General features: G+C 73.1%; 24 protein-coding genes and 1 tRNA gene. 12 read left to right on the top strand and 13 right to left on the bottom strand.

The window, feature by feature from the left end; translation table 11 throughout:
- Positions 1-6 precede the first annotated feature (6 nt).
- From D9598_RS10465 to D9598_RS10450, 4 genes are all read right to left on the bottom strand, one after another.
- Positions 7-1,200, bottom strand: a complete 1,194-nt coding sequence (locus tag D9598_RS10465) for an FAD-binding protein (RefSeq protein WP_198366423.1) — start codon at positions 1,198-1,200, stop codon at positions 7-9.
- Positions 1,197-2,678 carry an FAD-linked oxidase C-terminal domain-containing protein gene (locus tag D9598_RS10460; RefSeq protein WP_198366422.1) on the bottom strand — a complete coding sequence of 494 codons (1,482 nt, stop codon included), beginning with the start codon at positions 2,676-2,678 and terminating at the stop codon, positions 1,197-1,199. Before D9598_RS10460 ends, D9598_RS10465 begins: the two co-directional genes overlap by 4 nt.
- A 150-nt stretch (positions 2,679-2,828) precedes the next feature.
- Positions 2,829-2,954 (bottom strand): type B 50S ribosomal protein L36, encoded by a 126-nt coding sequence (ykgO, locus tag D9598_RS10455; RefSeq protein ID WP_198366420.1) that lies wholly within the window; start codon positions 2,952-2,954, stop codon positions 2,829-2,831.
- A gap of 27 nt (positions 2,955-2,981) precedes the next feature.
- Positions 2,982-3,953 (bottom strand): hydrogen peroxide-inducible genes activator, encoded by a 972-nt coding sequence (locus D9598_RS10450; RefSeq protein WP_198366419.1) that lies wholly within the window; start codon positions 3,951-3,953, stop codon positions 2,982-2,984.
- Positions 3,954-4,091: 138 nt separating this feature from the next.
- Between D9598_RS10450 and D9598_RS10445 the strand changes: the two genes are divergently transcribed.
- Both D9598_RS10445 and D9598_RS10440 read left to right on the top strand, forming a co-directional pair.
- On the top strand, positions 4,092-4,664 hold the full coding sequence (locus tag D9598_RS10445) for a peroxiredoxin (protein WP_198366418.1): 573 nt from the start codon (positions 4,092-4,094) through the stop codon (positions 4,662-4,664).
- Positions 4,665-4,833: 169 nt separating this feature from the next.
- Entirely contained in the window at positions 4,834-5,364 is a 531-nt protein-coding gene (locus D9598_RS10440; protein WP_198366417.1) for a carboxymuconolactone decarboxylase family protein, read from the top strand.
- 299 nt (positions 5,365-5,663) lie between these two features.
- On the opposite strand, the gene D9598_RS10435 is transcribed toward D9598_RS10440, so the two are convergent.
- The gene (locus tag D9598_RS10435) at positions 5,664-6,542 is read right to left on the bottom strand and encodes an N-formylglutamate amidohydrolase (RefSeq protein ID WP_198366415.1); all 879 of its coding nucleotides are present in this window, start codon (positions 6,540-6,542) and stop codon (positions 5,664-5,666) included.
- Positions 6,543-6,700: 158 nt separating this feature from the next.
- On the opposite strand from D9598_RS10435, the gene D9598_RS10430 reads away from it, so the two are divergent.
- The 5 genes from D9598_RS10430 to D9598_RS10410 all read left to right on the top strand — a co-directional run bounded on the left by D9598_RS10430 (position 6,701) and on the right by D9598_RS10410 (position 10,724).
- Positions 6,701-6,775 (top strand) — tRNA-Val (locus D9598_RS10430).
- Positions 6,776-7,026: 251 nt separating this feature from the next.
- Positions 7,027-8,031 carry a TRAP transporter substrate-binding protein DctP gene (dctP, locus tag D9598_RS10425; protein WP_198366414.1) on the top strand — a complete coding sequence of 335 codons (1,005 nt, stop codon included), beginning with the start codon at positions 7,027-7,029 and terminating at the stop codon, positions 8,029-8,031.
- Positions 8,028-8,618 carry a TRAP transporter small permease gene (locus D9598_RS10420; RefSeq protein WP_198366413.1) on the top strand — a complete coding sequence of 197 codons (591 nt, stop codon included), beginning with the start codon at positions 8,028-8,030 and terminating at the stop codon, positions 8,616-8,618. Before dctP ends, D9598_RS10420 begins: the two co-directional genes overlap by 4 nt.
- Positions 8,619-8,643: 25 nt before the next feature.
- Positions 8,644-9,930 (top strand): TRAP transporter large permease, encoded by a 1,287-nt coding sequence (locus D9598_RS10415; protein WP_198366412.1) that lies wholly within the window; start codon positions 8,644-8,646, stop codon positions 9,928-9,930.
- A gap of 158 nt (positions 9,931-10,088) precedes the next feature.
- Complete coding sequence (locus D9598_RS10410) at positions 10,089-10,724, top strand: META domain-containing protein (RefSeq protein ID WP_198366411.1); 636 nt, start codon at positions 10,089-10,091, stop codon at positions 10,722-10,724.
- 3 nt (positions 10,725-10,727) lie between these two features.
- On the opposite strand, the gene hemA is transcribed toward D9598_RS10410, so the two are convergent.
- Positions 10,728-11,942, bottom strand: coding sequence for a 5-aminolevulinate synthase (hemA, locus tag D9598_RS10405; protein ID WP_198366410.1), 1,215 nt, complete (start codon positions 11,940-11,942; stop codon positions 10,728-10,730).
- A gap of 62 nt (positions 11,943-12,004) precedes the next feature.
- Positions 12,005-12,898 carry an SDR family NAD(P)-dependent oxidoreductase gene (locus tag D9598_RS10400; protein ID WP_198366409.1) on the bottom strand — a complete coding sequence of 298 codons (894 nt, stop codon included), beginning with the start codon at positions 12,896-12,898 and terminating at the stop codon, positions 12,005-12,007.
- Between the two features lie 117 nt (positions 12,899-13,015).
- Between D9598_RS10400 and D9598_RS10395 the strand changes: the two genes are divergently transcribed.
- Positions 13,016-13,945: a tetratricopeptide repeat protein gene (locus D9598_RS10395; RefSeq protein ID WP_198366408.1), complete on the top strand. Its 930-nt coding sequence runs from the start codon at positions 13,016-13,018 to the stop codon at positions 13,943-13,945.
- Here D9598_RS10395 and D9598_RS10390 read toward each other — a convergent pair.
- The 6 genes from D9598_RS10390 to D9598_RS10365 all read right to left on the bottom strand — a co-directional run bounded on the left by D9598_RS10390 (position 13,942) and on the right by D9598_RS10365 (position 19,873).
- Positions 13,942-14,556, bottom strand: coding sequence for a hypothetical protein (locus D9598_RS10390; RefSeq protein ID WP_198366407.1), 615 nt, complete (start codon positions 14,554-14,556; stop codon positions 13,942-13,944). The genes D9598_RS10395 and D9598_RS10390 overlap by 4 nt on opposite strands.
- Before the next feature lie 99 nt (positions 14,557-14,655).
- Positions 14,656-15,540: an MBL fold metallo-hydrolase gene (locus tag D9598_RS10385; RefSeq protein ID WP_198366406.1), complete on the bottom strand. Its 885-nt coding sequence runs from the start codon at positions 15,538-15,540 to the stop codon at positions 14,656-14,658.
- Positions 15,537-16,442, bottom strand: a complete 906-nt coding sequence (locus tag D9598_RS10380) for a DMT family transporter (RefSeq protein WP_198366404.1) — start codon at positions 16,440-16,442, stop codon at positions 15,537-15,539. The genes D9598_RS10385 and D9598_RS10380 overlap by 4 nt, the downstream gene beginning before the upstream one ends.
- A complete protein-coding gene (locus D9598_RS10375; protein WP_232477103.1) occupies positions 16,442-17,407 on the bottom strand; it encodes a DMT family transporter in 966 nt (321 codons plus the stop codon). Before D9598_RS10375 ends, D9598_RS10380 begins: the two co-directional genes overlap by 1 nt.
- The gene (locus tag D9598_RS10370; protein WP_198366403.1) at positions 17,400-18,236 is read right to left on the bottom strand and encodes a MaoC family dehydratase N-terminal domain-containing protein; all 837 of its coding nucleotides are present in this window, start codon (positions 18,234-18,236) and stop codon (positions 17,400-17,402) included. The genes D9598_RS10375 and D9598_RS10370 overlap by 8 nt, the downstream gene beginning before the upstream one ends.
- Complete coding sequence (locus D9598_RS10365) at positions 18,236-19,873, bottom strand: hypothetical protein (RefSeq protein ID WP_198366402.1); 1,638 nt, start codon at positions 19,871-19,873, stop codon at positions 18,236-18,238. Before D9598_RS10365 ends, D9598_RS10370 begins: the two co-directional genes overlap by 1 nt.
- A gap of 118 nt (positions 19,874-19,991) precedes the next feature.
- Between D9598_RS10365 and D9598_RS10360 the strand changes: the two genes are divergently transcribed.
- Genes D9598_RS10360 through D9598_RS10345 form a run of 4 tightly spaced genes read left to right on the top strand, consistent with a single transcriptional unit; the run spans position 19,992 to position 22,975 of the window.
- A complete protein-coding gene (locus D9598_RS10360; protein WP_198366593.1) occupies positions 19,992-20,726 on the top strand; it encodes a class I SAM-dependent methyltransferase in 735 nt (244 codons plus the stop codon).
- 27 nt (positions 20,727-20,753) lie between these two features.
- Entirely contained in the window at positions 20,754-21,737 is a 984-nt protein-coding gene (locus D9598_RS10355; protein ID WP_198366401.1) for a glycosyltransferase family 2 protein, read from the top strand.
- Complete coding sequence (locus tag D9598_RS10350) at positions 21,737-22,069, top strand: EamA family transporter (RefSeq protein WP_198366399.1); 333 nt, start codon at positions 21,737-21,739, stop codon at positions 22,067-22,069. The genes D9598_RS10355 and D9598_RS10350 overlap by 1 nt, the downstream gene beginning before the upstream one ends.
- A 6-nt stretch (positions 22,070-22,075) precedes the next feature.
- The gene (locus tag D9598_RS10345; RefSeq protein ID WP_198366398.1) at positions 22,076-22,975 is read left to right on the top strand and encodes a DMT family transporter; all 900 of its coding nucleotides are present in this window, start codon (positions 22,076-22,078) and stop codon (positions 22,973-22,975) included.
- Positions 22,976-22,977: the final 2 nt, after the last annotated feature.

The raw sequence follows: 22,977 nt of genomic DNA, 5'->3' as shown, positions 1-22,977 counted from the left end.
CCCCGCTCAGCCGCGCATCCGGCCGGGATTGAGGATGCCCGAGGGGTCCATCGCCGCCTTGACCCGCGCGCCGATGGCGGCCAGCGGCGGCGGCTCCTCCGGCAACACCGGCACGGCGGCCCGCAGGGCATCGGGCGCGCGGAACAGCGTGAAGGTGCCGCGCGACGCCCGGGCCGCCGTCATCACCGCGCGATGCGCCGCATCGCTGGCCGGCCCGGCGACCCAGACCAGCCCGCCGCCCCAGTCGAGCAGCAGCCGCGCGCCGAAGGCCTCGCGCAGGGCCCGCGCCGCCGCCGGCGCCGCCGAGGGCCGCAGGGAGAGGCGCCAGATGGCCTCGCCCGGCAGGGCGCCGAGCGCCGCCGCATCGCGCACGGTGCGCCACAGGGCCAGGCTAGCCTCGCCCTCCAGCAGCCCGGTCTCGCCATGTCCGGCCAGCGCCGCGCGGAGGCCGGCCGAGCGATGCGCCAGGAACTCGGCGAAATCCTCCAGCCGCAGCAGCGCCACCGCCCCGTCCAGCCCGAGCGGCGGATAGCCTTCCGGCAGGAGCGCGGCGCCGCTGACGCCATAGGGGCTGCCGAGCCCGGCGGAGAGCGCCGCGACACCGTGCCGCAGATCGGGCACGCGCACGGCGACCGTCAGGCTGGCCTCGGGGCGCGGCAGCAGCTTCAGCGTGATCTCGGTCAGCACGCCGAGCGTGCCGTGGCTGCCCGCCAGCAGCTTGCAGAGATCGAGCCCGGTGACATTCTTGTGGACCCGCCCGCCGGAGCGGATCAGCTCGGCATGGCCGGTGACGGCGCGCACGCCCAGGACCTGGTCGCGCAGCGCCCCGGCCGGCCCGATGCGGCGCGGCCCCGAGAGATTGGCCGCCACCATGCCGCCCAGTGTCGAAGGCTGGTCATGGCCGAAGAGCGCCGAGAAGTCGGGTGGCTCGGCGGTGATCATCTGCCGCCGCGCGTCCAGCGCCGCCTCGATCTCCGGCAGCGGCGTGCCGGCGCGGGCCGAGAGCACCAGCTCCTCCGGCCGGTAGAGGGTGATGCCGGTCAGCGCCCGGGTGGAGAGGGTGCGCGCCGCCTGCACCGGGCGCAGCATCGCCCGCTTGCCGCCCAGCCCCTCGATGGCCAGCGGCTCGCCGGCGGCGGCGGCGCGGCGCACCACGCCGAGCAGCGCCTCCTCGGTCTGCGGCGCCAGGAGGTCGCTCATGCCGCGGCGGTCGCCGGCGGGTGGACCAGCGGATTGCCCTCCAGCGGGAAGACCTTGGCCGGGTTCAGCAGCCATTGCGGGTCGAAGGCGCTCTTGATGCGCCGCTGCTGCGCCAGCTCGGCCGGGTTGAACTGCACCGTCATCAGGTCCCGCTTCTCGACGCCGACACCATGCTCCCCGGTCAGGCAGCCACCGACCTCGACGCAGAGCTTCAGGATATCGGCGCCGAAGGCCTCGGCGCGGCGGAAGCTCTCCGGGTCGTTGGCGTCGAACATGATCAGCGGGTGCAGGTTGCCGTCGCCGGCATGGAAGATGTTCGCCACCTTTAGCCCGTAATCGTCGGACATCTCCTGCATCCGGCGCAGCACCCGCGGCAGCTCGCCCACCGGGATGGTGCCGTCCATGCAGAGATAGTCGGGGCTGATACGGCCGATGGCGCCGAAGGCGCCCTTGCGGCCCTTCCAGATGGCGAGGCTCTCCTCTGCCGTCTCGGCGACGCGTAGCGAGATCGGGTCGAAGCGGCCGCAGATCTCCTTCAGCCGCGCCAGCAGCGCGTCCTGCTCCTCGGCATTGCCCTCGACCTCAATGATCAGCATGGCCTCGGCGTCGAGCGGATAGCCGGCCTGGGCGAAGGCCTCGCAGGCATGGATCGCCGGGCGGTCCATGAACTCCAATGCGACGGGGATGATGCCGCTGCCGATGATGGCGTCCACCACCTGCCCAGCCACCTCGTTGGCACGGAAGGCCGCCAGCATCGCCCGCGCGCCTTCCGCCGCCCGCAGGATCCGCACCGTGACCTCGGTGACCAGGCCGAGCTGGCCCTCGCTGCCGGTGATCAGCCCGAGCCAGTCATAGCCCGCGGCGTCGAGATGCGCGCCGCCGATCTCGATCACCTCGCCCTCGATGGTGACGAACTTCACGCCCAGCAGGTTGCCCGCGGTGACGCCGTACTTCAGGCAATGCGCGCCGCCCGAGTTCATCATGACGTTGCCGCCGATCATGCAGGCGAGCTGGCTGGAGGGGTCGGGCGCGTAGAAGAAGCCCTCGGCGGCGACGGCCTGGGTGATGCCGATATTGGTGACGCCGGCCTGCACCACGGCCAGCCGGTCGGCATAGTCCACCTCGAGGATGCGGTTCATCCGCATAAGGCCGATCACCACCGCATCGGCCAACGGCAGCGCGCCGCCGGAGAGGCTGGTCCCGGCGCCGCGCGGCACCACGCGGATGCCGTTGCGGTGGCAGTAGCGCAGCACGGCGGCGACCTCCTCGGTCGTGGTCGGCAGCACCACGGCCAGCGGCGGCTGGCGGTAGGCCGAGAGGCCGTCCGTCTCATAGGCGCGGAGCCGCTCGGGGTCGCCGATCACCGCCTGCCCGCCGGGGCGCGCCGGGCCGGGGTCGGGCAGCAGGTCGCGCAGATCGGCCAGGATGCGGTCGCGCCGGGCCAGCACGGCGGCATCCGGTTCCGGCAAGGCGATCATGCGGCATCCTCCACGAGCTTTGCCGCCGAGGATGGGGTGCGCCACGCCCGCCGGCAAGAGCACGCAGAAACGCCGCCGCGGGCGGGCCGCGGCGGCGTTTTCAGACAGGAAGCGGATCGCCGACCGGGAGCACCCGGCGGCGCCCGGAGGTCAGCCCTGGCGGGCCTTCATCCGGGGGTTCTTCTTGTTGAGCACATAGAGACGGCCACGACGGCGAACCATCACGCAGTTCTTGTCGCGCGTCTTGGCGCTCTTCAGGCTGTTACGGATCTTCATTGGCTGAACCCCTTCGAGCGGGCGCGTTTAGGGGGCGGTGGCCAGCTTGTCAACCGAAAGGCCGGCCTCCGGGGCCTCCCTTGGGGCCTTCCCCGGACCCGCCGCCGCGATGGCCGCGGCCACCGCCGGGGCCAGCCCGCGGAACTCCGCGGCACGGGGCGAGCGTGCGCGCCAGGCAAGGCCCAGCCCCCGCCCCTGCGGCACTTCCAGCGGCCTCAGCACCAGGCTGGCGCCGTTCAGCACCCCGCCCGCCACGGCCAGGCGCGGCAGCAGCGTCACGCCAAGCCCGCCGGAAACCATCTGCACCAGGGTATGCAGGCTGGTGGCGGCGAACCCCTCGCCGCCGGCGCCGGGCAGGCCGCAGGCGGCGAGGGCATGGTCGCGCAGGCAATGCCCGTCCTCCAGCAGCAGCAGCCGCTCGCCGCCCAGCGCTTCCATCGAGACCGCCGCCTGCTCCGCCAGCCGGTGCCCGGCCGGCAGGGCGACGACGAAGGGGTCCTCGGCGATACGCAGGGTCTCGACTTCCGGCAGCGCCACCGGCAGGGCGAGCAGCAGCAGGTCGAGCCGGCCGGCGAGCAGCTCCTCCGCCAGATCCTGGGTCAGGCCCTCGCGCAGCCAGAGCTGCAGCCGGGGGAAGCCCTGCCGCAGGGCCGGCATCAGATGCGGCAGCAGGAAAGGGCCGATGGTCGGGATGACGCCGAGGCGGAGCGGGCCGGAGAGCGGGTCGCGCGCCGCCGCCGCCGTCTCCGCCACCGCCGCCAGGGCGGCCAGTGCGACCCGCGCGCGCGCCACCAGCTCCAGGCCCAGGGGAGTGAAGACCGGGCGCTTTCCCGGGCCGCGCTCCAGGACGGCGGCGTCGAGATGCCGCTCGAGCGCGATGATGCCGGCCGAGAGGGTGGATTGCGTGACCGCGCAGGCGGCCGCGGCGCGGCCGAAATGACCGAGGTCGGCGAGCGAGACCAGATAGCGGAGCTGTTGGGGGCTGGGCAGCGGCGTCATCGATTCAGGCGATCATTCCTTCGAAAACTATTCATTGGCATGTGTGCATTGCAGCATCCATAAAGGTTGTGCAGCGCGGAATGGCGCCCGCCAAGGGCGCCTTCCGCCGAAATCGCACATCATGGGGATCCATCACGCATGCTGACCGTCGGTGACAAGCTTCCCGCCTTCAACCTGACCGCCGTGAAGGGCGGCCCCGAGGGGCTCGAGGGCCCGGGCAAGTCCTTCACCCAGATTTCCAACGAGTCCGATGCCGGCAAGTGGAAGGTGATCTTCTTCTGGCCGAAGGACTTCACCTTCATCTGCCCGACCGAGATCGCCGCCTTCGGCAAGCTGAACGAGGAGTTCGCCGATCGTGACGCCGTGCTCTACGGCGCCTCGACCGACAGCGAGTTCGTGCACCTGAACTGGCGCGTGCACAACAACGACATCCGCGACCTGCCGATCCCGATGCTGGCCGATACCCGGCGCGAGCTCGCCTCCGCGCTCGGCATCCTGGACAAGGCCGAGGGCGTGGCGCTGCGCGCGACCTTCATCGTCGACCCCGAGGGCACCATCCAGTGGGCCTCGGTGAACGGGCTGAACGTCGGCCGCAATCCGCAGGAGGTGATCCGCGTGCTGGACGCCCTGCAGACCGACGAGCTCTGCCCCTGCAACTGGAACAAGGGTGGCGACACGCTGAAGCCGCAGGAGCTGTTCAAGGCCGCCTGATCCGGCGTGGAACCGGCGCGGGCCAGGCGGCCCGCGCCCCTTCTTCTCCCGGCGCCCGCCCTCCGGCCGGCTGCCATTCCGGGGCATTCCCCTCGGAGCATCCCGCGGGATCTCCCCCGCCCTCTCCCGCCTCTTCATCCGCCACCACCAGACCGGAGGAGCCCTTCGCATGTCTCTCGAAGCCCTGCGCGCCCGCCTGCCCGACTATGCCCGCGACCTCAAGCTCAACCTGGGCAGCCTGGCCACCGAGCCGGCGCTGACCGAGCAGCAACGGGCGGGCACCTTCGTGGCCAGCGCGCTGGCCAGCCGCAACCCCGAGGTGACGCGCGCCATCCTGGCCGAGTTCGGCCCCCGGCTCTCGCCCGAGGCGCTGACGGCGGCCAAGGCGGCGGCGGCGATCATGGGCATGAACAATGTCTACTACCGTTTCGTGCATCTGGTCGGCGGTGAGTACGGCACCATGCCGGCCAAGCTGCGGATGAACGTCATCGGCAAGCCCGGGGTGGAGAAGGTGGATTTCGAGCTGTGGTCGCTGGCGGTCTCGGCCGTGAACGGCTGCGGCATGTGCATGGAAAGCCATGAGAAGGTGGTGCTGCATGGCGGGCTGGGGCGCGAGGCGGTGCAGGCCGCGATCCGCATCGCCGCCGTGGTGCACGGCGTGGCCGCCGTGATCGATGGCGAGGACGCCCTCGCCGGCTGACACGCAAGCGTGACCATTGAGACCTGAACCGCCGGAAACCCCGCCTCGCGCGGGGTTTTCTGCCTGTGGAAGCGGCAGGATCCGGTCGCCATGCAGAAATTGCATGGGGGCCCGCTCAGCAGACAGGCATTTTTCGTGTTGCACCGCGAAAAATCACTTGCGTGCGAATGATCTCCGGCCTATCTTCCATCTCGCAGCAGCACAGTTCGCTGTGTTGTTGTCTTTCTTGGACGTTTCCTCCCTAAACTCGGCGGTGCTTCGGCACCGCCTTTTTTTTGCCCGCGCTTCCGCCAGGAGGCTCAGCGGCGCAGCACGCTCCAGTCCATCTCCGCCAGTGTGGCCAGCAGGGTGGTCAGGTCCCGTTGCAGCCGGGTCATGCCGGGCAGGCGCTCGATCGCCGTCTCGTCCATGTAGAGCGCACGGGCGATCTCGATCTGCAGCACATGCACCGCCTCGCGCGGGCGCCCGTAATGGCGGGTGACGTAGCCACCCGCATAGGGATCGTTGCGCCGCACGCGATAGCCCATCGACCAGAGCTGCTCCTCCACCCGCCGCACCGCGCGCGGCGCGCAGGCCGTGCCATGCGCGTCGCCCAGCACCATGTCCGGCGGGCTGTGGGTCTGCCCCGGATGCGCCGGCATGGAATGGCAGTCCAGCACCAGGCAGGCCCCGAAGGCCTCCTTGGTCTCGGCGATCAGCTGGCCAAGCGCGGCATGATAGGGCTGCCAGCAGCGCCGTATCCGCTCCTCCGCCTCGCGGAAGGGCAGCCGCCGGCGGTAGACCGGCTCGCCGCTGGCGACGATGCGCGCGATGGTGCCGAGGCCCGCGCCGACCCGGGGGCTGGCGCTGTTCACCCAGGCCGGCAGCGGCCCGTCGAACATGGAAGGGTCAAGCTCCCAGGGCTCGCGGTTGGCGTCGCAGTAGACGCGGGGAAAGGTGGCGGCCAGCAGCGGAATGCCCTGCGCCGGCGCGGCGGCGAAAAGCTCGTCGACGAAACTGTCCTCCGAGCGCCGGACCGACAAGGCATCCAGCCTCGATTCGGCCAGGAAGGCGGCGGGGTAGTCGCGCCCGGAATGGGGCGAGGCAACGACCAGCGGCACGCGCTGCCTCGGAGGGCGCGAGAGGTGGTAGGCGTCGCCGGGACTTTCGTCAGCGACTATCGGCAGAGGCAGGTCCATGATCCGGCAGGATCAAGCCATAGCCGGAAGGCGCTGTCACGAGTCGCCATGCGGCCGACCTCGGGTTGGGGGTTGGGGGCTCGATGATTCGCCGCCGTCGCGCAGGATCCCCCTTGCCCCGCCCGCGCCGCCGGGATAAAGACCCGCCCCGACCGGATGGGCGCGTAGCTCAGCGGGAGAGCGTCCCCCTGACACGGGGAAGGTCACAGGTTCAATCCCTGTCGCGCCCACCATCCGGACCTCCCTCTTTTCTCGACATCGCCCCGCCCAGCCCCGGCGGGGTTTTTGCCGTGCGTCGCGCGTTCACCTCCGTGACGCGCCCCGCTGCCGCAAGTTGCGTCGTAGACGGGGGATTTGAAACAAACATGCCAGGGTAGTGGCATCCGCTTGCCGGAAGCTGTTGACCCCTGGACGGTCCGGCAGCAAAGAGCAGCCGCGCCCGGCAGCAGCCGGTGCCGAAGCAACCGGGAACGGGGAAACGCCCATGCAACGCCGCAACCTGCTTCTGGCCGCCTCCGGCCTGGCTCTGCCCTTGGCCCAGCCCTGCCTGGCGCGCGCCCAGGGCGCCGCGGTCACCATGCGGCTCTCGCACCAGTATCCGCCGAGCCATCAGAACGCCCGCATCATCGCGAGCTTCGCCGAGCGGGTGAAGGAGCGGAGCCAGGGCGCGATCGATGTGCAGGTCTTCCCGGCCGAGCAGCTCGCCAAGGCGGGCGAGAACTTCCCGGGCGTCGCGCGCGGCGCCTTCGAGGCGGCGGCGGCGGTGAACTTCCAGTGGGGCAACACGCTCCCGGAGATGAACGCGCCCACCCTGCCCTATCTCTTCACCGATCTGGAGAAGATCAAGGCCTTTCCCGGCTCGGAGGCGGCGAGGTTCCTGGAGGGGCTGCTGCAGAAGCGCGCGGTGCGCAACCTGATGTGGCTCTACACCACCCGCCAGGCGATCTTCACCAGCAATGCCAAGCCGATCGTCACCCCGCAGGACTTCAAGGGGCTGAAGATCCGCGGCCTCAACGCGCTGACCGACCATGCCCTGACCGCCGTAGGCGCCGCGCCCTCCTCCATGCCGGGGCCGGAGGTGCCGCAGGCCCTGCAGTCCGGCGTGCTGGATGCCGGGCTCACCGACGTCTCCGCCGCCGTCTCGCGCCGCTTCTACGAGTTCCAGAAGTTCGGCACCGTGACGCCGTGGTTCTGCGTCTTCACCCATGTCTACGTGAACCCGCGCTGGTTCGACGGGCTGAGGCCCGAGCACCGCGCCATCATCGAGGCGGCGGCTGGCGAGGCCGAGCAGGCGCAGATCCCGCTGACCGAAGAGGTTGCCACCAAGGCGGTGCAGGAGCTGCGCGAGCGCGGCATGACGCTGCACATGCAGGGCGAGGCGGAGCGCGCCGCCTGGAGCGCCGCCATGCAGAAGCCGGTGATCGACGCCTTCCTGAAGCTGGCGCCGGAGAACGGCCAGCGCGCCATCGACCTGCTGCGCGCGCTGTGAACCGGCCGCCGAACGACCCCACGGGCAGGGCGGGGGGCGGCGCGGCGGGAGCGATCGAAGGCTTCGCCCGCCTGCTCTCGCGCGCGGGCGCCGCCCTGGGCGGCTGCGCCACCCTCTGCTGCCTGGTGCTGGTCACCTGGTCGGTGGTGGCGCGCTATGTCTTCGGCCAGCCGCAGCCCTGGATCGACAAGACCGCTGGCTGGCTGGTGGTGGCGCTGGTGCTGCTGGCGGCGCCCGAGGCGCAGCGCCGCTTCGAGCATATCGGCGTCGATGTGCTGACCGGGCGGCTGCGCGGACGCTGGGCGCGCGGGGCGCAGGTCGTCAGCACGGCCTCGGTCGCGCTGGTCGCCGGCATCCTGTTGCAGTCCGGGCTGGAGATGGTCGCCTTCAGCCGCATGATCGGCATCATGACCGAGATCGATGGCGTGCCGGTGTGGTGGGTGCAGGCGCTGCTGCCGGCCGGCGCGGCGTTGCTGCTGCTGGTGTCGCTGGTGCAATGCGCCCTGCTGCTGCTCGGCCGGGAGCCCGAATACCTCCCCGACGGCCATGACGAGCTGCCGCGCGACACCCTCGCGCGCGGCGAGTGACACCAGCGCGGAAGACGACGCACCGATGACCTTCCTGGCCCTGCTCGCGGCGCTCTTCGTGCTGCTCTACCTCGGCGTCCCGATGTTCGTGGCGCTGTTCCTGCTGCCGCTTGGCGTGCTGCTCTGGGTCGAGGGCGGCGTGCCGGCCCTGGGCGAGCTGGTGATGGGCCAGCTCGACGGCTATCTGCTGGTCGCCATTCCGCTCTTCATGCTGATGGCGCATGTCATGGTGCGCGGCCGGGTGGTGGATGACCTCTACGCCGCCGCCTTCCGCCTGCTGCGCGGCGTGCGCGGCGGCGTCGGCATCGCGACGGTCGCGGCCTGCACCATCTTCGCGGCCATCTCCGGCTCCTCCGTCGCCACCGCGCTCACCGTGGGCAAGATCGCCATCCCGCAGATGCTGCGCTACGGCATGAGCCGGCGCGGCGCCTTCGGCGTGGTGGCGGGCGGCGGCACGCTCGGCATCCTGATCCCGCCCTCGGCGCCCATGGTGCTCTACGCCTATGTCACCGAGACGAGCGTCGGCGCGCTGTTCCTGGCCGGCGTCGTTCCCGGCGTGATGATGGCATCGTTCTTCGCGCTCTACTGCTTCCTCACCGAAGGAAAGGCGGTGGCGCCGCCCGAGGCCGAAATCGGCGGCACCTCGCCGGAGAGCTTCTCCCTCGCCCGCGCCGGATGGAGCCTGTCGCTGCCGCTCTTCGTGCTGGGCGGCATCTACATGGGCGTCTTCACCGCCACCGAGGCGGCCGGCACCGGCTCGCTCTACGCCATCCTGATCGCGGCGCTGATCTATCGCAGCCTGACCTGGCGCGACCTGCTGGACGGCGTGCAGGAGGCGACGCGCACCAGCGCCATGCTGCTGATGATCATCGCCGGCGCCGCCATCTACGGCTACATGCTGACCAAGCTGCGCGTGCCGCAGGAGCTCACCATGCTGGTCACCGAATGGGGCCTGTCGCGCACCGGCTTCCTGGTCGCCATGATGGTGCTGCTCTTTCTGCTCGGCCTGGTGCTGGAGAGCTTCTCGATCATCCTGCTGACCATGCCGGCGATCCTGCCGCTGCTGGCGCAGCTCGACATCGACAAGGTCTGGTACGGCATCCTGCTGACACTGAGCCTGGAGATGGCGCTGATCTCGCCGCCCGTGGCGATGAACCTCGTCGTCATCAAGGCGATCACCGGCGCGCCGCTGGCCGAGGTCAACCGCTCCATCATCCCCTACATGCTGATGCTGGCCTTCGGCACCGGGCTGATCATCGCCTTCCCCGACATCGCCCTCTGGCTGCCGCGCCTCGCGGGCTACGGGGTCTGAGGGATCGGGGCGCGCGGGCCGGGCTTGCCCGCGGTCCGCACCGGGGGCAGGGTCGCGCCATGCGAGACCGCCCGCGCCTCCCGCTTCTCCCCTTGCTTCTCCCGTTGCTTCTCCCCCTGGCCGCCTGCGCCGCTCCGGCCCCCGCTTCGGGCCCGGCCATGCCGGCCAACGCGGAGCCCGTCCGCGCCAGCGGCAACGAGCCGTTCTGGAGCCTGCGCATCGGCGCGGGGCAGATGCGCCTGAGCCGCCCCGGCCTGCCCGACCGCACCGCCCCCGCGCCCGCCGCCGAGAACCTGCCGGAGGGCCGCCGCTACGAGGCCGCCGGCCTCGCCCTCACGCTGCGGCCCGGCCCCTGCGAGGACAGCATGAGCGGCGCCCGCTTCGCCGAACGGGCCGTGCTGGAGATCAACGGGGAACGGCTGGAAGGCTGCGGCGGCGAAGAACTGCCGCCCGGGCGGCTGGAGGACACCCGCTGGGTGGTGACGCGGATCGCCGGCCGGCCGGTCGCGGCGGAGCAGCCGCCTACGCTGGAGATCGACGAGAAGGGTCACATCGCCGGCTTCGACGGCTGCAACCGCTATGCCGGCGGGCTGCGGCTCGCGCCCGATGGCGGCATCCGGCGCGACGGCCACCAGGGCATCGGCACGCTGATGGCCTGCCGTCCGGCGGTGGAGGAGATCAGCCGGGCCTTCCAGGCGGCGCGCGACGGGGCCACGCAGTGGCGCTTCGCGGGGAGCGAGTTGCAGCTGCTGGCGCGGGGCGCCGAGAGCCTGCGCCTGCGCCGGCTCTACTGACGCTCAGGCCGCCTGGGCCGCCGGCAGCACGGCGCCCAGCGCCCGCACCAGGGCCGCGATCATCGCGTCGTCATGATGCGGCGTGGCGCAGAGGCGCAGCCGCTCGGTGCCGCGTGGCACGGTGGGATAGTTGATCGGCGTGACGTAGAGGCCGAATTCCTCCAGCAGCCGGCGCGCCACGGCGCGGCAGCGCCCGGCGCCGGGCACCGGGACCGGCACGATATGGCTGGCGCTGTCGAGCCGCGGCAGCCCGGCCGCGTCCAGCGCCGCCTTCAACGCCACGGCGCGCTCGGCCAGCCGGCGGCGGAGCGCGGCATCGCCCTGGACGTGGCGGATGCTGGCGATCGCCGCCGCCGCCGTCGCCGGCGGCATGGAGGTGGTGAAGATCAGCCCGCCGGCGGTGGAGCGGATATAGTCCACCAGACTGGCCTCGCCGGTGACATAGCCGCCGACCACGCCGATGCCCTTGGCCAGCGTGCCCTGGATGATGTCGATCCGCGACGCGGCGCCGTCGCGTTCGGCGATGCCGGCCCCGGTCGGGCCATAGAGGCCGACGGCATGCACCTCGTCGAGATAGGTGAGCGCGCCGTAGCGCTCCGCCAGGTCGCAGATGGCATGCAGCGGGGCGACGTCGCCTTCCATCGAATAGACGCTCTCGAAGGCGATGACCTTGGGCGCCGCCGGGTCGGCGGCGGCGAGCAGGCTCTCCAGATGGCCGAGGTCGTTGTGGCGCCAGATGTGGCGCCGCGCCGGGCTGCGCCGCATGCCGTCGATCATCGAGGCATGGTTCATCGCGTCCGAGAAGACCTCCATCCCCGGCAGGGCGGCGAGCAGGGCCGAGAGGGCGGCCTGGTTGGCGGTGTAGCCGCTGCCGAAGATCAGCCCGGCCGCCTTGCCGTTCCAGGCGGCGAGCAGCGCCTCCAGCTCGGCATGCAGCGGCGAGGTGCCGGAGATGTTGCGCGTGCCGCCGGCGCCGACGCCCATCCGCGCCACCGCCCCGGCCGCCGCCGCCAGCACCGCCGGATGCGTGCCCATGCCGAGATAGTCGTTGGCGGACCAGACGGTGATCTCCCGCGCGCCGCCCGCCCTGTGCCAGCGATAGACCGGGAAGCGGCCGGCGATCTTCTCCAGCGGAGCGAAGTCCCGGTAGCGCCCCTCGGCGCGCAGGGTGTCGAGATGGCCGGCGCAATGCGCCAACAAGGTCTGCCGCGTGTCCATCGCGGCGGAATAAGGCAGGGGCCGGCGCTTTGCACGCGCTTTGCGCGCGGCCCGGGACCGCCTCAGCCGCCGCCCTCGTTCCCCGCCGCGCCCCTCTCCGCGGCCAGGATCGCCGCCAGCCCCTCGCGATAGGTCGGGTGGCGCCAGCGCAGGCCGAGCATCGCCTGGGTGGCACCGCTGGCGACGCGCCGGTTCTCCGCCCAGAAGCTGCGGCCCATCGGCGACATGGCGGCCAGCGCCTGCTCCAGCGGCACCAGGGGCGGCGGCGGCAGGCCGAGCAGCCGGGCGGCCTCCTCCATGACCTCGGCGCCGGTGGAGGGCAGGTCGTCGGCCAGATGCAGCACGCGCGGCATCTCCGGGGCGGCCGGGCGGAGGGCGGCGGCGAGGACGGCGGCGGCGATGTCGTCGCGGTGGATGCGGGAGAAGCGGTGCCGCGGCGCGTCCACCCGCCGCGCCCGGCCGGCGCGCAGCTCGTCGAGGGCGCTGCGACCGGGGCCGTAGATCCCGCCCGTGCGGAAGAGGTCCAGCGCCACGCCCCGCCCGGCGAGCGCCGCCGCCCAATCCTGTTCGGCCCGAAGGCGGCGGCGGCCCCGCTCCTGCCCGGGCGCGGGCGGCGTGGTCTCCTCCACCCAGCCGCCGTCGCGGTCGCCATAGACGCCCGTGGTCGAGAGATAGCCGACCCAGCGCAGGCCCGCCGCCCGCGCGAGCGCGGCGCGATGCGCCTCCAGCACCGGATCGCCCGCCTCGCCCGGCGCGGCGGTGATGACCAGGTGGCTGGCCGCGGCGATGGCCTCGCCCGCCGCCGCGAAGGGCAGGAGGGCGACGCCGGGCGGCGCCTCCTCCGGGCCGGGCGCGCGCCGCGTGCCGGCGACCTCGAAGCCCGCCCGCCGCGCCGCGCGCGCGATCGCGGCCCCGGCATAGCCCAGGCCCAGGATGACCATCCGCCGCTCGCCCATCACCTTTCCCGCCCCCTCCTGTTTCCGGCCGCCTGCGTCCTGACACCGGCATGCCGCCCTGGCCAGCGCCGATCGGATGATCCCATCCGGCCGGAGTTTGCTCTAGACTGCCGGCCGATGCGCCTTCTCCGCCCCACCCTCGCCGCCGCCTGCGCCACGCTGCTGCTGGCCGCCCTCGCCGCCGCGAGCCTGCCGCACCGGGATTCCGTCGCCGCCGAGCGGCGCGCCGCTCCCGGGGCCGCGTTGCCGTTGCCGCCAGAAGCTCCTCCCGGGGCTCCCCCCTCCGCGACTTCCCCCTCCCGCGCTCCTTCCCCGGGCGCGGTCCCCGCGGCGCCCTCTCCCGAGGCCGAGGGGCCGCGCCTGGCCGAGGGGCCGGATTACGACGCCTGCCTGGCCCGCCTCCGCACCGATCCGGAAGGCGCCGTGGCCCGCGCCAGCCGCTGGGAGGAGGAGGGCGGCGGCGAGGCCGCCCGCCACTGCCTGGCGCTCGGCCTGCTGGCCCTGGGCGAGCCGGAGCGCGCCGCGCCGCGCCTGGAGCGGCTGGCCGCCGGCTCCGGCGCCCCGGCCGCCGTCCGCGCCGCCGTCTATGCCCAGGCGGCGCAGGCCTGGATGCTGGCGGGCGACGTGAACCGCGCCTATGGCGCCAGCACCCTGGCCCTCAGCCTCTCGCCCGAGGACGCGGCCCTGCTGGTCGATCGCGCCGTCGCCGCCGGCATGCTCGGCCGCTACGGCGAGGCGTTGCAGGATCTCGACCACGCGATCCGCCGCGATGGCGGCCGCGCCGATGCCTGGGTGTTCCGCGCCGCGGCGCTGCGCCAGCTCGACCGCGCGGCCGAGGCGCTGACCGCCGTGCAGACGGCGCTGAAGCTCGACCCCGACAATCCCGAGGGCCTGCTGGAACGCGGCATCCTGTCGCAGCTCAAGGGCGATACCGCCGGGGCGCGGCGGGACTGGCAGCGCGTCATCGCCGTGGCGCCCACCAGCGCGGCCGCCGAGCTGGCGCAGCAGAACCTCGCGCTCAACGAGGCGGGGCCGCGCCGGCGCTAGGGCAGGCGCAGGTCCGGCCGCGTGCAGAGGTCGAGGCCCCGCCGTTCCATCGGCATGCCATCGAAGAAGACCACCTTCACGTCATAGCCGCATTCCCCGGGCGGCAGGGCGAGGCGGAACTGCGCGCCCGGCGGCAGCGGGCTGACCGTCAGGCGGTTCATCCCCCAGTCCGGCTGGCCGGAGGGCGAGACGAAGACCTGGGAGACCGGCCGGCGCTCCTCGTTGCGCAGGAAGAGATAGGGCGCGCGCTGAGCCGCCGCGTCGGCGCCGCCGAGCCGCACCAGATGCCGGGCGCAGGTGTCGAGGCCGCGCAGATCCTGCACGGCGCCGCCGACATAGACCACCCGCACATCCTGCCGGCAGCCGCCGGCGGGATCGAGGCGGATCAGCCGGCGCCCGCCCGGCGGCACCGGCTCGGCCAGCCGGTCATGGCCCCAGTCGCGGATCACCGGCGGATTGGCGAAGAGATGCTCCACCGGGCGGTCGGTGTCGTTGACCACCGTGAAGGACGGGTCGGCCCCGGCGGGCCGGCGCTGCGCCGCCGCCGGAGCGGCGAGCGCGGCGGCGAGGATCGGGGCCATCAGGGCCAGGGCGAGGGCGCGGCGGGACATGCTGCGGTCTCCAGGCTGGTGGGGTTCTGTCCGCCGCGCCGGTGGCGGGACGGCAGAACAGCAATGGGCGCGGGCCGGACGGGTTGCAACCGGCCCGGCTCACACCGCCGCCCAGGTCTCACCGGCCTCGCGCACCAGCTCCTCCGCCCGCAGCTTCAGCAGATGCGCCAGCAGGCTGCGCCCGGCGGCCGCGACCAGCCGCGGGTCGATCGGACTGTAGAGCCGCTCCACCAGCGCCGGCACCGTCGCCGGCCCGCTCTCCCGCAGCGCCGCCAGCAGCGCCGCCTCGCGCGCGCCGCGGTGCGCCAGCAGGGCGCGGGCGAAGCGGATGGGCTCGGCCAGCGGCGCGCCATGGCCGGGCAGGTAGAGACTGTCGCCACGGGCGATCAGCCGCTCCAGCGCCGCCATGTAGGCCGCCATCTCGCCATCCGGCGGGCTGACCACGCTGGTCGACCAGCTCATCACATGATCCGCCGAGAAGAGCACGCCCGTGCCCTCGAGCGCGAAGCAGAGATGGTTGGCGCAATGGCCGGGGGTGTGGAGCGCCGTCAGCCGCCAGCCCTCGCCCTCCACCGCCTCGCCATCGGCCAGGCGGCGGTCGGGGCGGAAGTCATGGTCGCCGCCCTCCCCGCCCGCGCCCGGCGGCGTCATGTGCGGGCCGAAGCCGAGGCACGGCGCGCCGGTCGCGGCCCGCAGGGCGGCGGCGCCCGGGGAATGGTCGCGATGCGTGTGGCTGACCAGGATATGGCTCACCGTCTCGCCGCCGAGCGCCGTCAGGATCGCCGCGCGGTGCGCCGCGTCCTCGGGCCCCGGATCCAGCACCGCCACCCGCCCCTCGCCGATCAGGTAGGTGTTGGTGCCGAGGAAGGTGAAGGGGCCGGGATTGCCGCAGCGCAGCCGGCGCAGCCGCACGCCGCCCGGCCGGCCGAGGTCCTCCACCACGCCGGTGGGAAGGGGGTCATCCTTGATGAAGGGGATGCTCACGCGCGCCTCCTGCGCAGTTCGCGGTGGAGGATATAGAGCCCGGCGGCGACGATCAGCCCCGCGCCGGCCAGCATCGGCAGGGTCGGGACCTCGCCCCAGGCGATCCAGCCGAGCAGGATCGCCCAGACCAGGGCAGTGTAGGAATAGGGGCCGAGGGAGGAGACCTGGGCGCTGGCATAGGCCTCGGTCAGCAGCACCTGCGCCAGCCCGCCCAGCAGGCCGATGCCGAGCAGCAGCGGCAGGTCGGCGGGCGAGGGCGTCACCCAGACGAAGGGCAGCAGCACCGCGCTCATCGCCGTCATCAGGATGGACTGCCAGAGCACGATGGTGGCGCTGGCCTCGGTGCCCGAGAGCTGCCGCACCAGCATGGTGGTCAGGCCGGAGAAGAGGCCATGCACCGAGGCGGCGGCGAAGCCGGCCCAGAGCAGCCAGGGCGCGGCGCCCGCCGGCACCGGCCGCTCGCCCCCGAAGGCCCCCTGGCCGATGGCGATCACCAGGATGCCGAGGAAGCCCGCGATCACCGCGCCCCAGCGGTGGATGCCCGGCCGCTCGCCCAGGAAGGGGATGGACAGGATGGTGACGAAGAGCGGCGTCGAATAGGTCAGCGCCGTCTGCTCGGCCAGCGGCAGCACGGTGAGCGCGAAGAAGGAGCAGCCCATCGCCAGCATGCCGGTGACGGCGCGCGCGACATGGCCGCCGAGCCGCCGGGTCCTGAGCGTCACCTTGCGGCGCAGGCCGATGGCCAGCACCACCGGCAGGGCCAGGGCGTTGCGGAAGAACATCAGCTCGGGGAAGGGAATGCGGTCGCCCAGCGCTTTCACCAGGGCGCCCATCAGGGTGAAGAGCGCGGTGGCGCCGAGCATCATCAGCGCCCCGCGCCGCACGTCATGGCGCATCACCATCAGCCGCCCCCCGCGAGGGGCATCCCGCGCGCCAGCGCCTGGCGCTTGTCGCGCGCCCGCATCCGCTCCCGGTGCAGGTTGTAGAGCCCGGCGGCGATGACGATGCCGGCACCGGCGAGCGTCGCGCCGGCCGGGAACTCACCCCAGATGGCCAGGCCGAGCAGCAGCCCCCAGACCAGAGTGGAATACTCGAAGGGCGCGAGCGCCGAGACCGGCGCCAGGGCGAAGGCGCGGGCGAAGAGGAAATGCGCCACGCCATTGGCGCAGCCGAGCAGCGCCACCACCGCCATGGTGGCCGGGTCGGGGAACAGGACGGGCGGCGGGAACAGGGGCAGCAGCAGCAGGCCCACGGGCACATGCGCCAGCAGCAGCCAGAAGGCGATGGTGGCCGGCGTGTCGCTGCGCGAGAGCAGCCGCGTCCAGATCCGCGTCAGCGCCATCAGGCCGACGCCGCAGAGCAGCATCCCGGCCTCCCAGCGCCAGAGCGCGCCACCGGGCTGCAGCATCACCAGCACGCCGCCGAAACCCGCCAGGGTGCTGAGCCAGCGCCGCCAGCCCACCTGCTCGCCAAGCAGCGGAATCGCCAGCAGCGTCATCAGCAGGGGCGCCGCCGAGGCCACGGCATAGGTGTCGGCGAGCGGCAGGGCGGAGGCCCAGGCAACGTAGTAGGCGACGGTGACGACGCAGTGCAGCAGGCTGCGCCCGGCGATCAGCCGGAGATTGACCGGCCGCAGCGAGGCGCCGCGCGCCAGCACGGCGATGGCCAGCGCGCCGAACAGGCCGCGCCAGATCATCGCCGCCGCCGGCCCGAGTTGCGGCATCGCCCATTTCATCGCCGCGTCCGCGCAGGCGATGACCGCGTAGCCGGCGGCGACGAAGCCGATGCCCCGCACTGTCTCGTCCAGCAGCGCGGCCCTGGCGGCCGGCCGGGGCGGCACCCCGGCCAGCGGTTTTCGATCAGACAAGCTCGGCCTCGGCGACCTGGCAGGTGGCGCCGCTGTCGTCCCGCGTCTCCAGGCGGATGCGGCCAGCCTCCTGACCGCCCTCCCATTGGCCCAGCAGCGTCAGGGCATGGCCGCCGATCGCCGGGCGCTGGCCACGATAGGTGAAGCGGGCGAGGCGCCGTCCCTCCCCCGCCATGTCGAGCGCGTGCTGCGCCAGCCAGGTGGCCTGCAGGGGGCCGTGCACCACCAGGCCGGGATAGCCCTCGACCGTGGTCACGTAGGGGAAGTCGTAGTGGATGCGGTGGCCATTGCCGGTCAGCGCCGAATAGCGGAACAGCAGCACGCTGTCCGGCATCACCGTCGCACGGCTGGCCTCCGGCCAGTCCGGCGCCGGATCGGCCGCCTTGATCGCGGCCCCGCCGGCGCCGCGATAGACGATGTCCTGCTCCTCCTCCAGCACCGGGCCGCGCGGGCCGGCCAGCGTGTGGCGGACGGTGACGAAGACCAGCTCGCCGCTGCCGCCGGTCTTGCCGCTGACTTTCAGGATCGTGCTGGTGCGCTCCACCGCGTCGCCGCCGCGAAGCTCGCCCCGGAAGGTGACGCGGCCACCGGCCCACATCCGCCGCTCCAGGTGGTGCACCGGCGGCAGGAAGCCGCCGCGCTTCGGATGGCCGTCCGGCCCCAGCCCCTCGGCCGGCTTCCAGTCCTGGAACAGCATCCAGTGCCAGAGCGGCGGCAGCCCGCCGGCCGGCACGGGGCGGGACAGCGTGGCGGCCAGCCCCTCGACGAGGCGCTCATCCACCCGGTCCCGCCGTGTCTCGCTGCGGCCGACATAATCCTGATACGGCATCAGTTCCTCCCCTCGGCCCTGCCCCGGGCCTCCCACTGGTACAGGCGGTATCCGTCGATCTCGTGCCGCAGCCTGTAGCCTGCCCAGGCCTCGGCAAAGAGCGGATGACGGCTGAAATAGGCGATGAAGTCAAAATCCCCGCCGCACCAGGGAATGCCGGCATGGCGCGCGACCAGGACCGCCGCCGGGCGCTCCCGCGCCAGGCGCTCCGCCACGGTGTCGAAGAGGGCCCGCTCGGCCGGTCCCATCGCCGCCGGCGCGTGATAGCGCGCGGCCGGGTCGGGGCCGTCCTGGGGGCAGTCCTGGTAGACCGCCTGCAGCAGCCAGGTGCTCATGTAGGGCAGCAGCAGCCGCGAGCCGGCATAGACCACCGCCGGATAGACCGTGGGAATGTCCGGCGAGAGCACCAGCAGGGGCCGGCCCGGCGCCTCCCGCTGCAGCCAGGCGGCGATGCGGGCGCCGGCGCTGCCGGGATAGGCCAGTTGCACCCAGGGCGATTCGCCGCCGCGCAGGGTGAAGAGGCCGAAGCCGAAGGCCGCCAGGACGGCCAGCCAGGGTGCCGCGCCGGCGGCCCGCGGCGGAGCGAGCGCGCGGTCCGCCAACCGCCCGGACAGGGCCCCCGCGGCCAGCCCGCCCCAGATCCAGACCGGCACGAGGTGGTAGCTCCACCCCTTGTGCTGGACCAGCGCCGCGGCCAGCCCCCCCAGCATGGCGGCGACGGCGAGGCGCGGCAGCCAGCCCGCGCCACGCGGCGCTAGTCCGACCAGCACGGCGAGGCCGAGGGTCGTGGCGATGCCGCTGCCCAGCACCTCGGTCAGCGCCACGCGCCACCAGGGCACGCCGCCGAGCCCGACATACCAGTCCCAGACCAGCGGCACGACATGGCCGAAATAGCCGGGGAAGAAGGCCGGGATGGCGGCGAGGTAGAGCGCCCAGAGCGCCGCCATGGCCCAGGGGAAGGGGTCGCGCAGTGCCGCCCGGCCCCGCGCCAGCAGGACCAGCGCCTCCACCAGCGCCGGGGCGGCCAGGAAATGCGGCTTCAGCGCGAAGCCGGCGGCGGCCAGCAGCAGCGTGGCGAGCCAAGCGCCGGGCGGGGTCCGCAATCCCAGGATGCGCCGCTCGGCCAGCAGCAGGTAAGGCAGCGCGGCCACCGCCATGAGCTGTTCGCGCTGGCCGAAATCATAGCCGGCACAGACCAGCAGCAGCGGCAGCAGCGCCGTCATCACGGCCCGCTCCACCGGACCTTCTCCGCGCCCCCGGCGCAGCCCGGCGCAGAGCCACAGCACGCCGCCGCAGTGCGCCAGCAGACAGAGCAGCAACGCCTGGCCGGCCTCCAGCGGCAGCCAGCCGGCGAGCCAGGCCGCGGGCTGGTTCAGCAGGAAGATCAGCGGCGGGTTGACGTCGATCAGGTCGCGATACAGCGCCTCTCCCGCCCGCATGCGGAGGGCGAAGTCGAGCACCGCCGCCACATCGTGGTTGAGCGGCGGCGCCAGGACCATGGCCAGGAAGGCGGCGGCCGGCAGCAGCGCCAGCGCGGCGAGCAGGCGGCGCCGCCCGGCCGGCGGCGCGCCGGCCCGTCGGGAGGCGGGGCCGGGTCCGGGCCTCCGGTCAGCGGGGGAACTGGGGTTCGGCGTCATCGCGGGTGGCGGGCATCCTTCCCCCCGGAAGGGGATCGCGCAATGGCGCGGCCCGCGGGGCAGCCCCTCCTTGCGCCGGCATTGCGGCAGGCCGCGGGCACTGGCACAATTTCCCGTGATGGACCCCGCCGAATACGCCCTGATGGACGCCGCCGAGGACGGCATGTGGTGGTACCGCGCGCTGCGCGCCCGCCTCGCCGGGGCCCTGCGGTCGGCACCGCCGGGCGCGCTGCTCGATATCGGCTGCGGCACCGGCGGGCTGCTGCGGCATCTCGCGCGGGAGGCGCCCGGGCGGCCGCTCTACGGCCTCGAGTACCATCCCGCCGCCGCCGCCCGCGCCGCCGCCAAGTCGGGCGCCGCCATCGTCTCCGGGGACGCCGCCCGCCTGCCCTTCGCGGATGCCGCCTTCGCCGCCGTGGCCAGCGCCGACGTGCTCTGCCACGCGGCGGTGGACGAGACGCGCGCGCTGGCCGAGATGCGCCGCGTGCTGACACCGGGCGGGCTGCTGGTGCTGAACCTGCCGGCTTTCGAATGGCTGCACTCGGCGCATGACCGGCGGGTGCACAACGCCCGCCGCTACACCGCCGGCGGCGCCCGCGCCCTGCTGCGCCGCGCGGGCTTCGGCGCCGTGCGCGCCCGCTACTGGAACGCCCTGCTCCTGCCGTTGATGGTGGCGCAGCGCAAGCTGCTGGCGCGCGGCGAGTCGGATGCCAGCGACGTCGCCCCCTTCCCGCCATGGTTGGATGCCAGCCTGCATGCCGCCACCGTCGCGGAAGCCGCGCTGACCCGCCTCGGCCTGCGCTGGCCGGCCGGCGGCTCGGTGCTGCTCACCGCCACGGCCGGCGCCGCCTGATCCCCTCAGCCCCCCGAGACCGCCGCCATGAACCCTTCTCCCGCCGCCATCGGCCTGTCGATCGTGGTGCCGGTCTATCGCGGCGCCGACACGGTGGGGCGCCTCGTCGCCGCGCTCTCTGCGCTGGAGCCCGAAGGCGGCATCGAGATCGTGCTGGTCAACGACGGCAGCCCGGACAACAGCGGCGAGGTCTGCCGCCGGCTCGCCGCCACGGCGACGGTGCCGCTCACCTTCATCGAGCATGCCCGCAACTTCGGCGAGCACAACGCTGTCATGACCGGGCTGCGCCACGCCCGCGGCGCCTATGTCATCACCATGGATGACGACCTGCAGAACCCGCCCGAGGAGGTGCTGCGGCTCTACGACCACGCGCGGCTGGGCGGCTGGGACGTCGTCTACACCCGCTATGCCGAGAAGAAGCACGAGGGCTGGCGCAACCTCGGCAGCCGCTTCGCCAACTGGGTGGCCGACCAGCTCATGGACAAGCCGAAGGGGCTCTACCTCTCCTCCTTCCGCTGCATGTCGGCGCTCGTGACGCGCGAGGTGACGCGCTACACCGGCCCCTATCCCTATATCGACGGGCTGGTCATGCAGGTGACGCAGCGCATCGACAGCATCGAGGTGATGCACCTGGCCCGCGCCGAGGGGCGCAGCAACTACACCATGCGCCGGCTGATCCGGCTCTGGCTGAACCTCGCCACCAACTTCTCGCTGATGCCGCTGCGGCTCGCCATGTTCGCCGGCCTCGGCATGGGCCTGCTCGGCATGATCGGCGCCGTCTTCACCATGATCGAGGCGATGACCAAGGACACGCCCTCCGGCTGGGCCTCGGTGATGACGGTGACGCTGCTGATCGCCGGCGTGCAGTTCCTCATCCTCGGCGTGATGGGCGAGTATCTCGGCCGCGCCTTCCTCTCGGCCAACGGCAAGCCGCAGGGGGTGGTGCGGGAGGTGATCCCGGCACGGGCGCCGGCCGCCGTGCCCGCCGCGCGCGAGACGGCGGGGGCGTGATGCTGCACTGGCTGGTGCTGGCGGCGGCGATCGGCACCTCGCTGGTCGGGCAGGTGCTGCTGAAGGCGGGCACGCTGGGCGGCGGCGCCTTCCTGGCGCAGCTCTTCCGCTGGCAGACGATCATCGGCCTCGGCTTCTACGGCGGCGCCGCGATGCTCTACATCGTCGCGCTGCGCAAGCTGCCGATGAGCGTCGCCCTGCCCTGCACCGCCGCCTCCTATGTCCTCGTCGCGCTGATCGGCCACTTCGCCTTCGGCGAGACCCTGGGGGCGCAGAAGATCGCGGCGATCGGGCTGATCTCGCTCGGCGTCGCGCTGCTGGCCACGGCCTGAGGCGACATGGCCGGCCCCGTCCTCGCCCGCCTCTGGAACGCCCCGGTCCTGCTGCTCGCCCTGGCCTCGCTCTTCTGGGCCGGCAACCTGGTCATCGGCCGGGCGATGCACGCGTCGGCCTCGCCCTTCTTCCTGTCCTTCTGGCGCTGGAGCCTGGCGCTGGCGCTGCTGCTGCCCTTCGCCTGGCCGCATCTGCGGCGCGACTGGCCGGTGCTGCGGCGGAGCCTGCCGGTGCTGATGCTGCTCGCGCTGCTGGGCATCATGAGCTTCAGCACCCTGGTCTATCTCGGCCTGCGCTCGACCCCGGCGGTGAACGGCCTGCTGCTGCAGTCGGTCATTCCACTCGCCATCCTGACATGCAGCTTCCTGCTCTTCGGCGAGCGGGCGCGGCCACGGCAATGGCTCGGCGTGCTGGTCTCGATCGGCGGCGTCATCGCCATCGCCAGCCATGGCGCGCTGGACGACCTGCTGCACCTGCGGCTGCACCCGGGCGATCTCTGGGTGCTGGCGGCGGTGCTGTCCTACGCGCTCTATTCCGCCTGCCTGCGGCTGCGGCCGCGCCTGCATCCGCTGAGCTTCCTCGCCGCCAGCATCGCGCTCTCCCTGGCGGCGCTCGGCCCGGCCTATGCCATCGAGCGGGCGAGCCTCGCCCCCTCCGCCGCCTTCGACGCCGCGCTGCTGCCGGTGATCCTCTACCTGGCGGTCTTTCCCTCGCTGCTCTCCTACCTGTTCTTCAATCGTGGCGTGGAGTTGATCGGCGCCAACCGGGCGGGGCTGTTCATCCATCTGATCCCGGCCTTCGGCACCGTGATGGCGGTCGCGCTTCTGGGCGAGAGGCTGCACGGCTTCCACCTGGCCGGGCTGGCGCTGATCGGCCTGGGGCTGTCGCTGGCGCTGCGGCGCTGAAG

This window comes from Roseomonas sp. KE0001 (genome assembly GCF_016107285.1).
GTDB lineage: Bacteria > Pseudomonadota > Alphaproteobacteria > Acetobacterales > Acetobacteraceae > Pseudoroseomonas.
Note: the sequence above shows the minus strand (reverse complement) of the source record. Positions and strands in the feature narration are given on the sequence as shown.

What these genes read in the sequence shown, in the direction of transcription:
- hemA (WP_198366410.1), bottom strand. Translation starts at nt 11,942, where the DNA reads ATGGACACGCGGCAGACCTTGTTGGCGCATTGCGCCGGCCATCTCGAC.
- D9598_RS10345 (WP_198366398.1), top strand. Translation starts at nt 22,076, where the DNA reads ATGGCCGGCCCCGTCCTCGCCCGCCTCTGGAACGCCCCGGTCCTGCTG.
- D9598_RS10370 (WP_198366403.1), bottom strand. Translation starts at nt 18,236, where the DNA reads ATGCCGTATCAGGATTATGTCGGCCGCAGCGAGACACGGCGGGACCGG.
- D9598_RS10410 (WP_198366411.1), top strand. Translation starts at nt 10,089, where the DNA reads ATGCCGGCCAACGCGGAGCCCGTCCGCGCCAGCGGCAACGAGCCGTTC.
- D9598_RS10390 (WP_198366407.1), bottom strand. Translation starts at nt 14,556, where the DNA reads ATGTCCCGCCGCGCCCTCGCCCTGGCCCTGATGGCCCCGATCCTCGCC.
- D9598_RS10445 (WP_198366418.1), top strand. Translation starts at nt 4,092, where the DNA reads ATGCTGACCGTCGGTGACAAGCTTCCCGCCTTCAACCTGACCGCCGTG.
- ykgO (WP_198366420.1), bottom strand. Translation starts at nt 2,954, where the DNA reads ATGAAGATCCGTAACAGCCTGAAGAGCGCCAAGACGCGCGACAAGAAC.
- D9598_RS10365 (WP_198366402.1), bottom strand. Translation starts at nt 19,873, where the DNA reads ATGACGCCGAACCCCAGTTCCCCCGCTGACCGGAGGCCCGGACCCGGC.
- D9598_RS10355 (WP_198366401.1), top strand. Translation starts at nt 20,754, where the DNA reads ATGAACCCTTCTCCCGCCGCCATCGGCCTGTCGATCGTGGTGCCGGTC.
- D9598_RS10440 (WP_198366417.1), top strand. Translation starts at nt 4,834, where the DNA reads ATGTCTCTCGAAGCCCTGCGCGCCCGCCTGCCCGACTATGCCCGCGAC.
- D9598_RS10350 (WP_198366399.1), top strand. Translation starts at nt 21,737, where the DNA reads ATGCTGCACTGGCTGGTGCTGGCGGCGGCGATCGGCACCTCGCTGGTC.
- D9598_RS10415 (WP_198366412.1), top strand. Translation starts at nt 8,644, where the DNA reads ATGACCTTCCTGGCCCTGCTCGCGGCGCTCTTCGTGCTGCTCTACCTC.
- D9598_RS10360 (WP_198366593.1), top strand. Translation starts at nt 19,992, where the DNA reads ATGGACCCCGCCGAATACGCCCTGATGGACGCCGCCGAGGACGGCATG.
- D9598_RS10400 (WP_198366409.1), bottom strand. Translation starts at nt 12,898, where the DNA reads ATGGGCGAGCGGCGGATGGTCATCCTGGGCCTGGGCTATGCCGGGGCC.
- D9598_RS10450 (WP_198366419.1), bottom strand. Translation starts at nt 3,953, where the DNA reads ATGACGCCGCTGCCCAGCCCCCAACAGCTCCGCTATCTGGTCTCGCTC.
- D9598_RS10380 (WP_198366404.1), bottom strand. Translation starts at nt 16,442, where the DNA reads ATGGTGATGCGCCATGACGTGCGGCGCGGGGCGCTGATGATGCTCGGC.
- dctP (WP_198366414.1), top strand. Translation starts at nt 7,027, where the DNA reads ATGCAACGCCGCAACCTGCTTCTGGCCGCCTCCGGCCTGGCTCTGCCC.
- D9598_RS10435 (WP_198366415.1), bottom strand. Translation starts at nt 6,542, where the DNA reads ATGGACCTGCCTCTGCCGATAGTCGCTGACGAAAGTCCCGGCGACGCC.
- D9598_RS10460 (WP_198366422.1), bottom strand. Translation starts at nt 2,678, where the DNA reads ATGATCGCCTTGCCGGAACCGGATGCCGCCGTGCTGGCCCGGCGCGAC.
- D9598_RS10465 (WP_198366423.1), bottom strand. Translation starts at nt 1,200, where the DNA reads ATGAGCGACCTCCTGGCGCCGCAGACCGAGGAGGCGCTGCTCGGCGTG.
- D9598_RS10395 (WP_198366408.1), top strand. Translation starts at nt 13,016, where the DNA reads ATGCGCCTTCTCCGCCCCACCCTCGCCGCCGCCTGCGCCACGCTGCTG.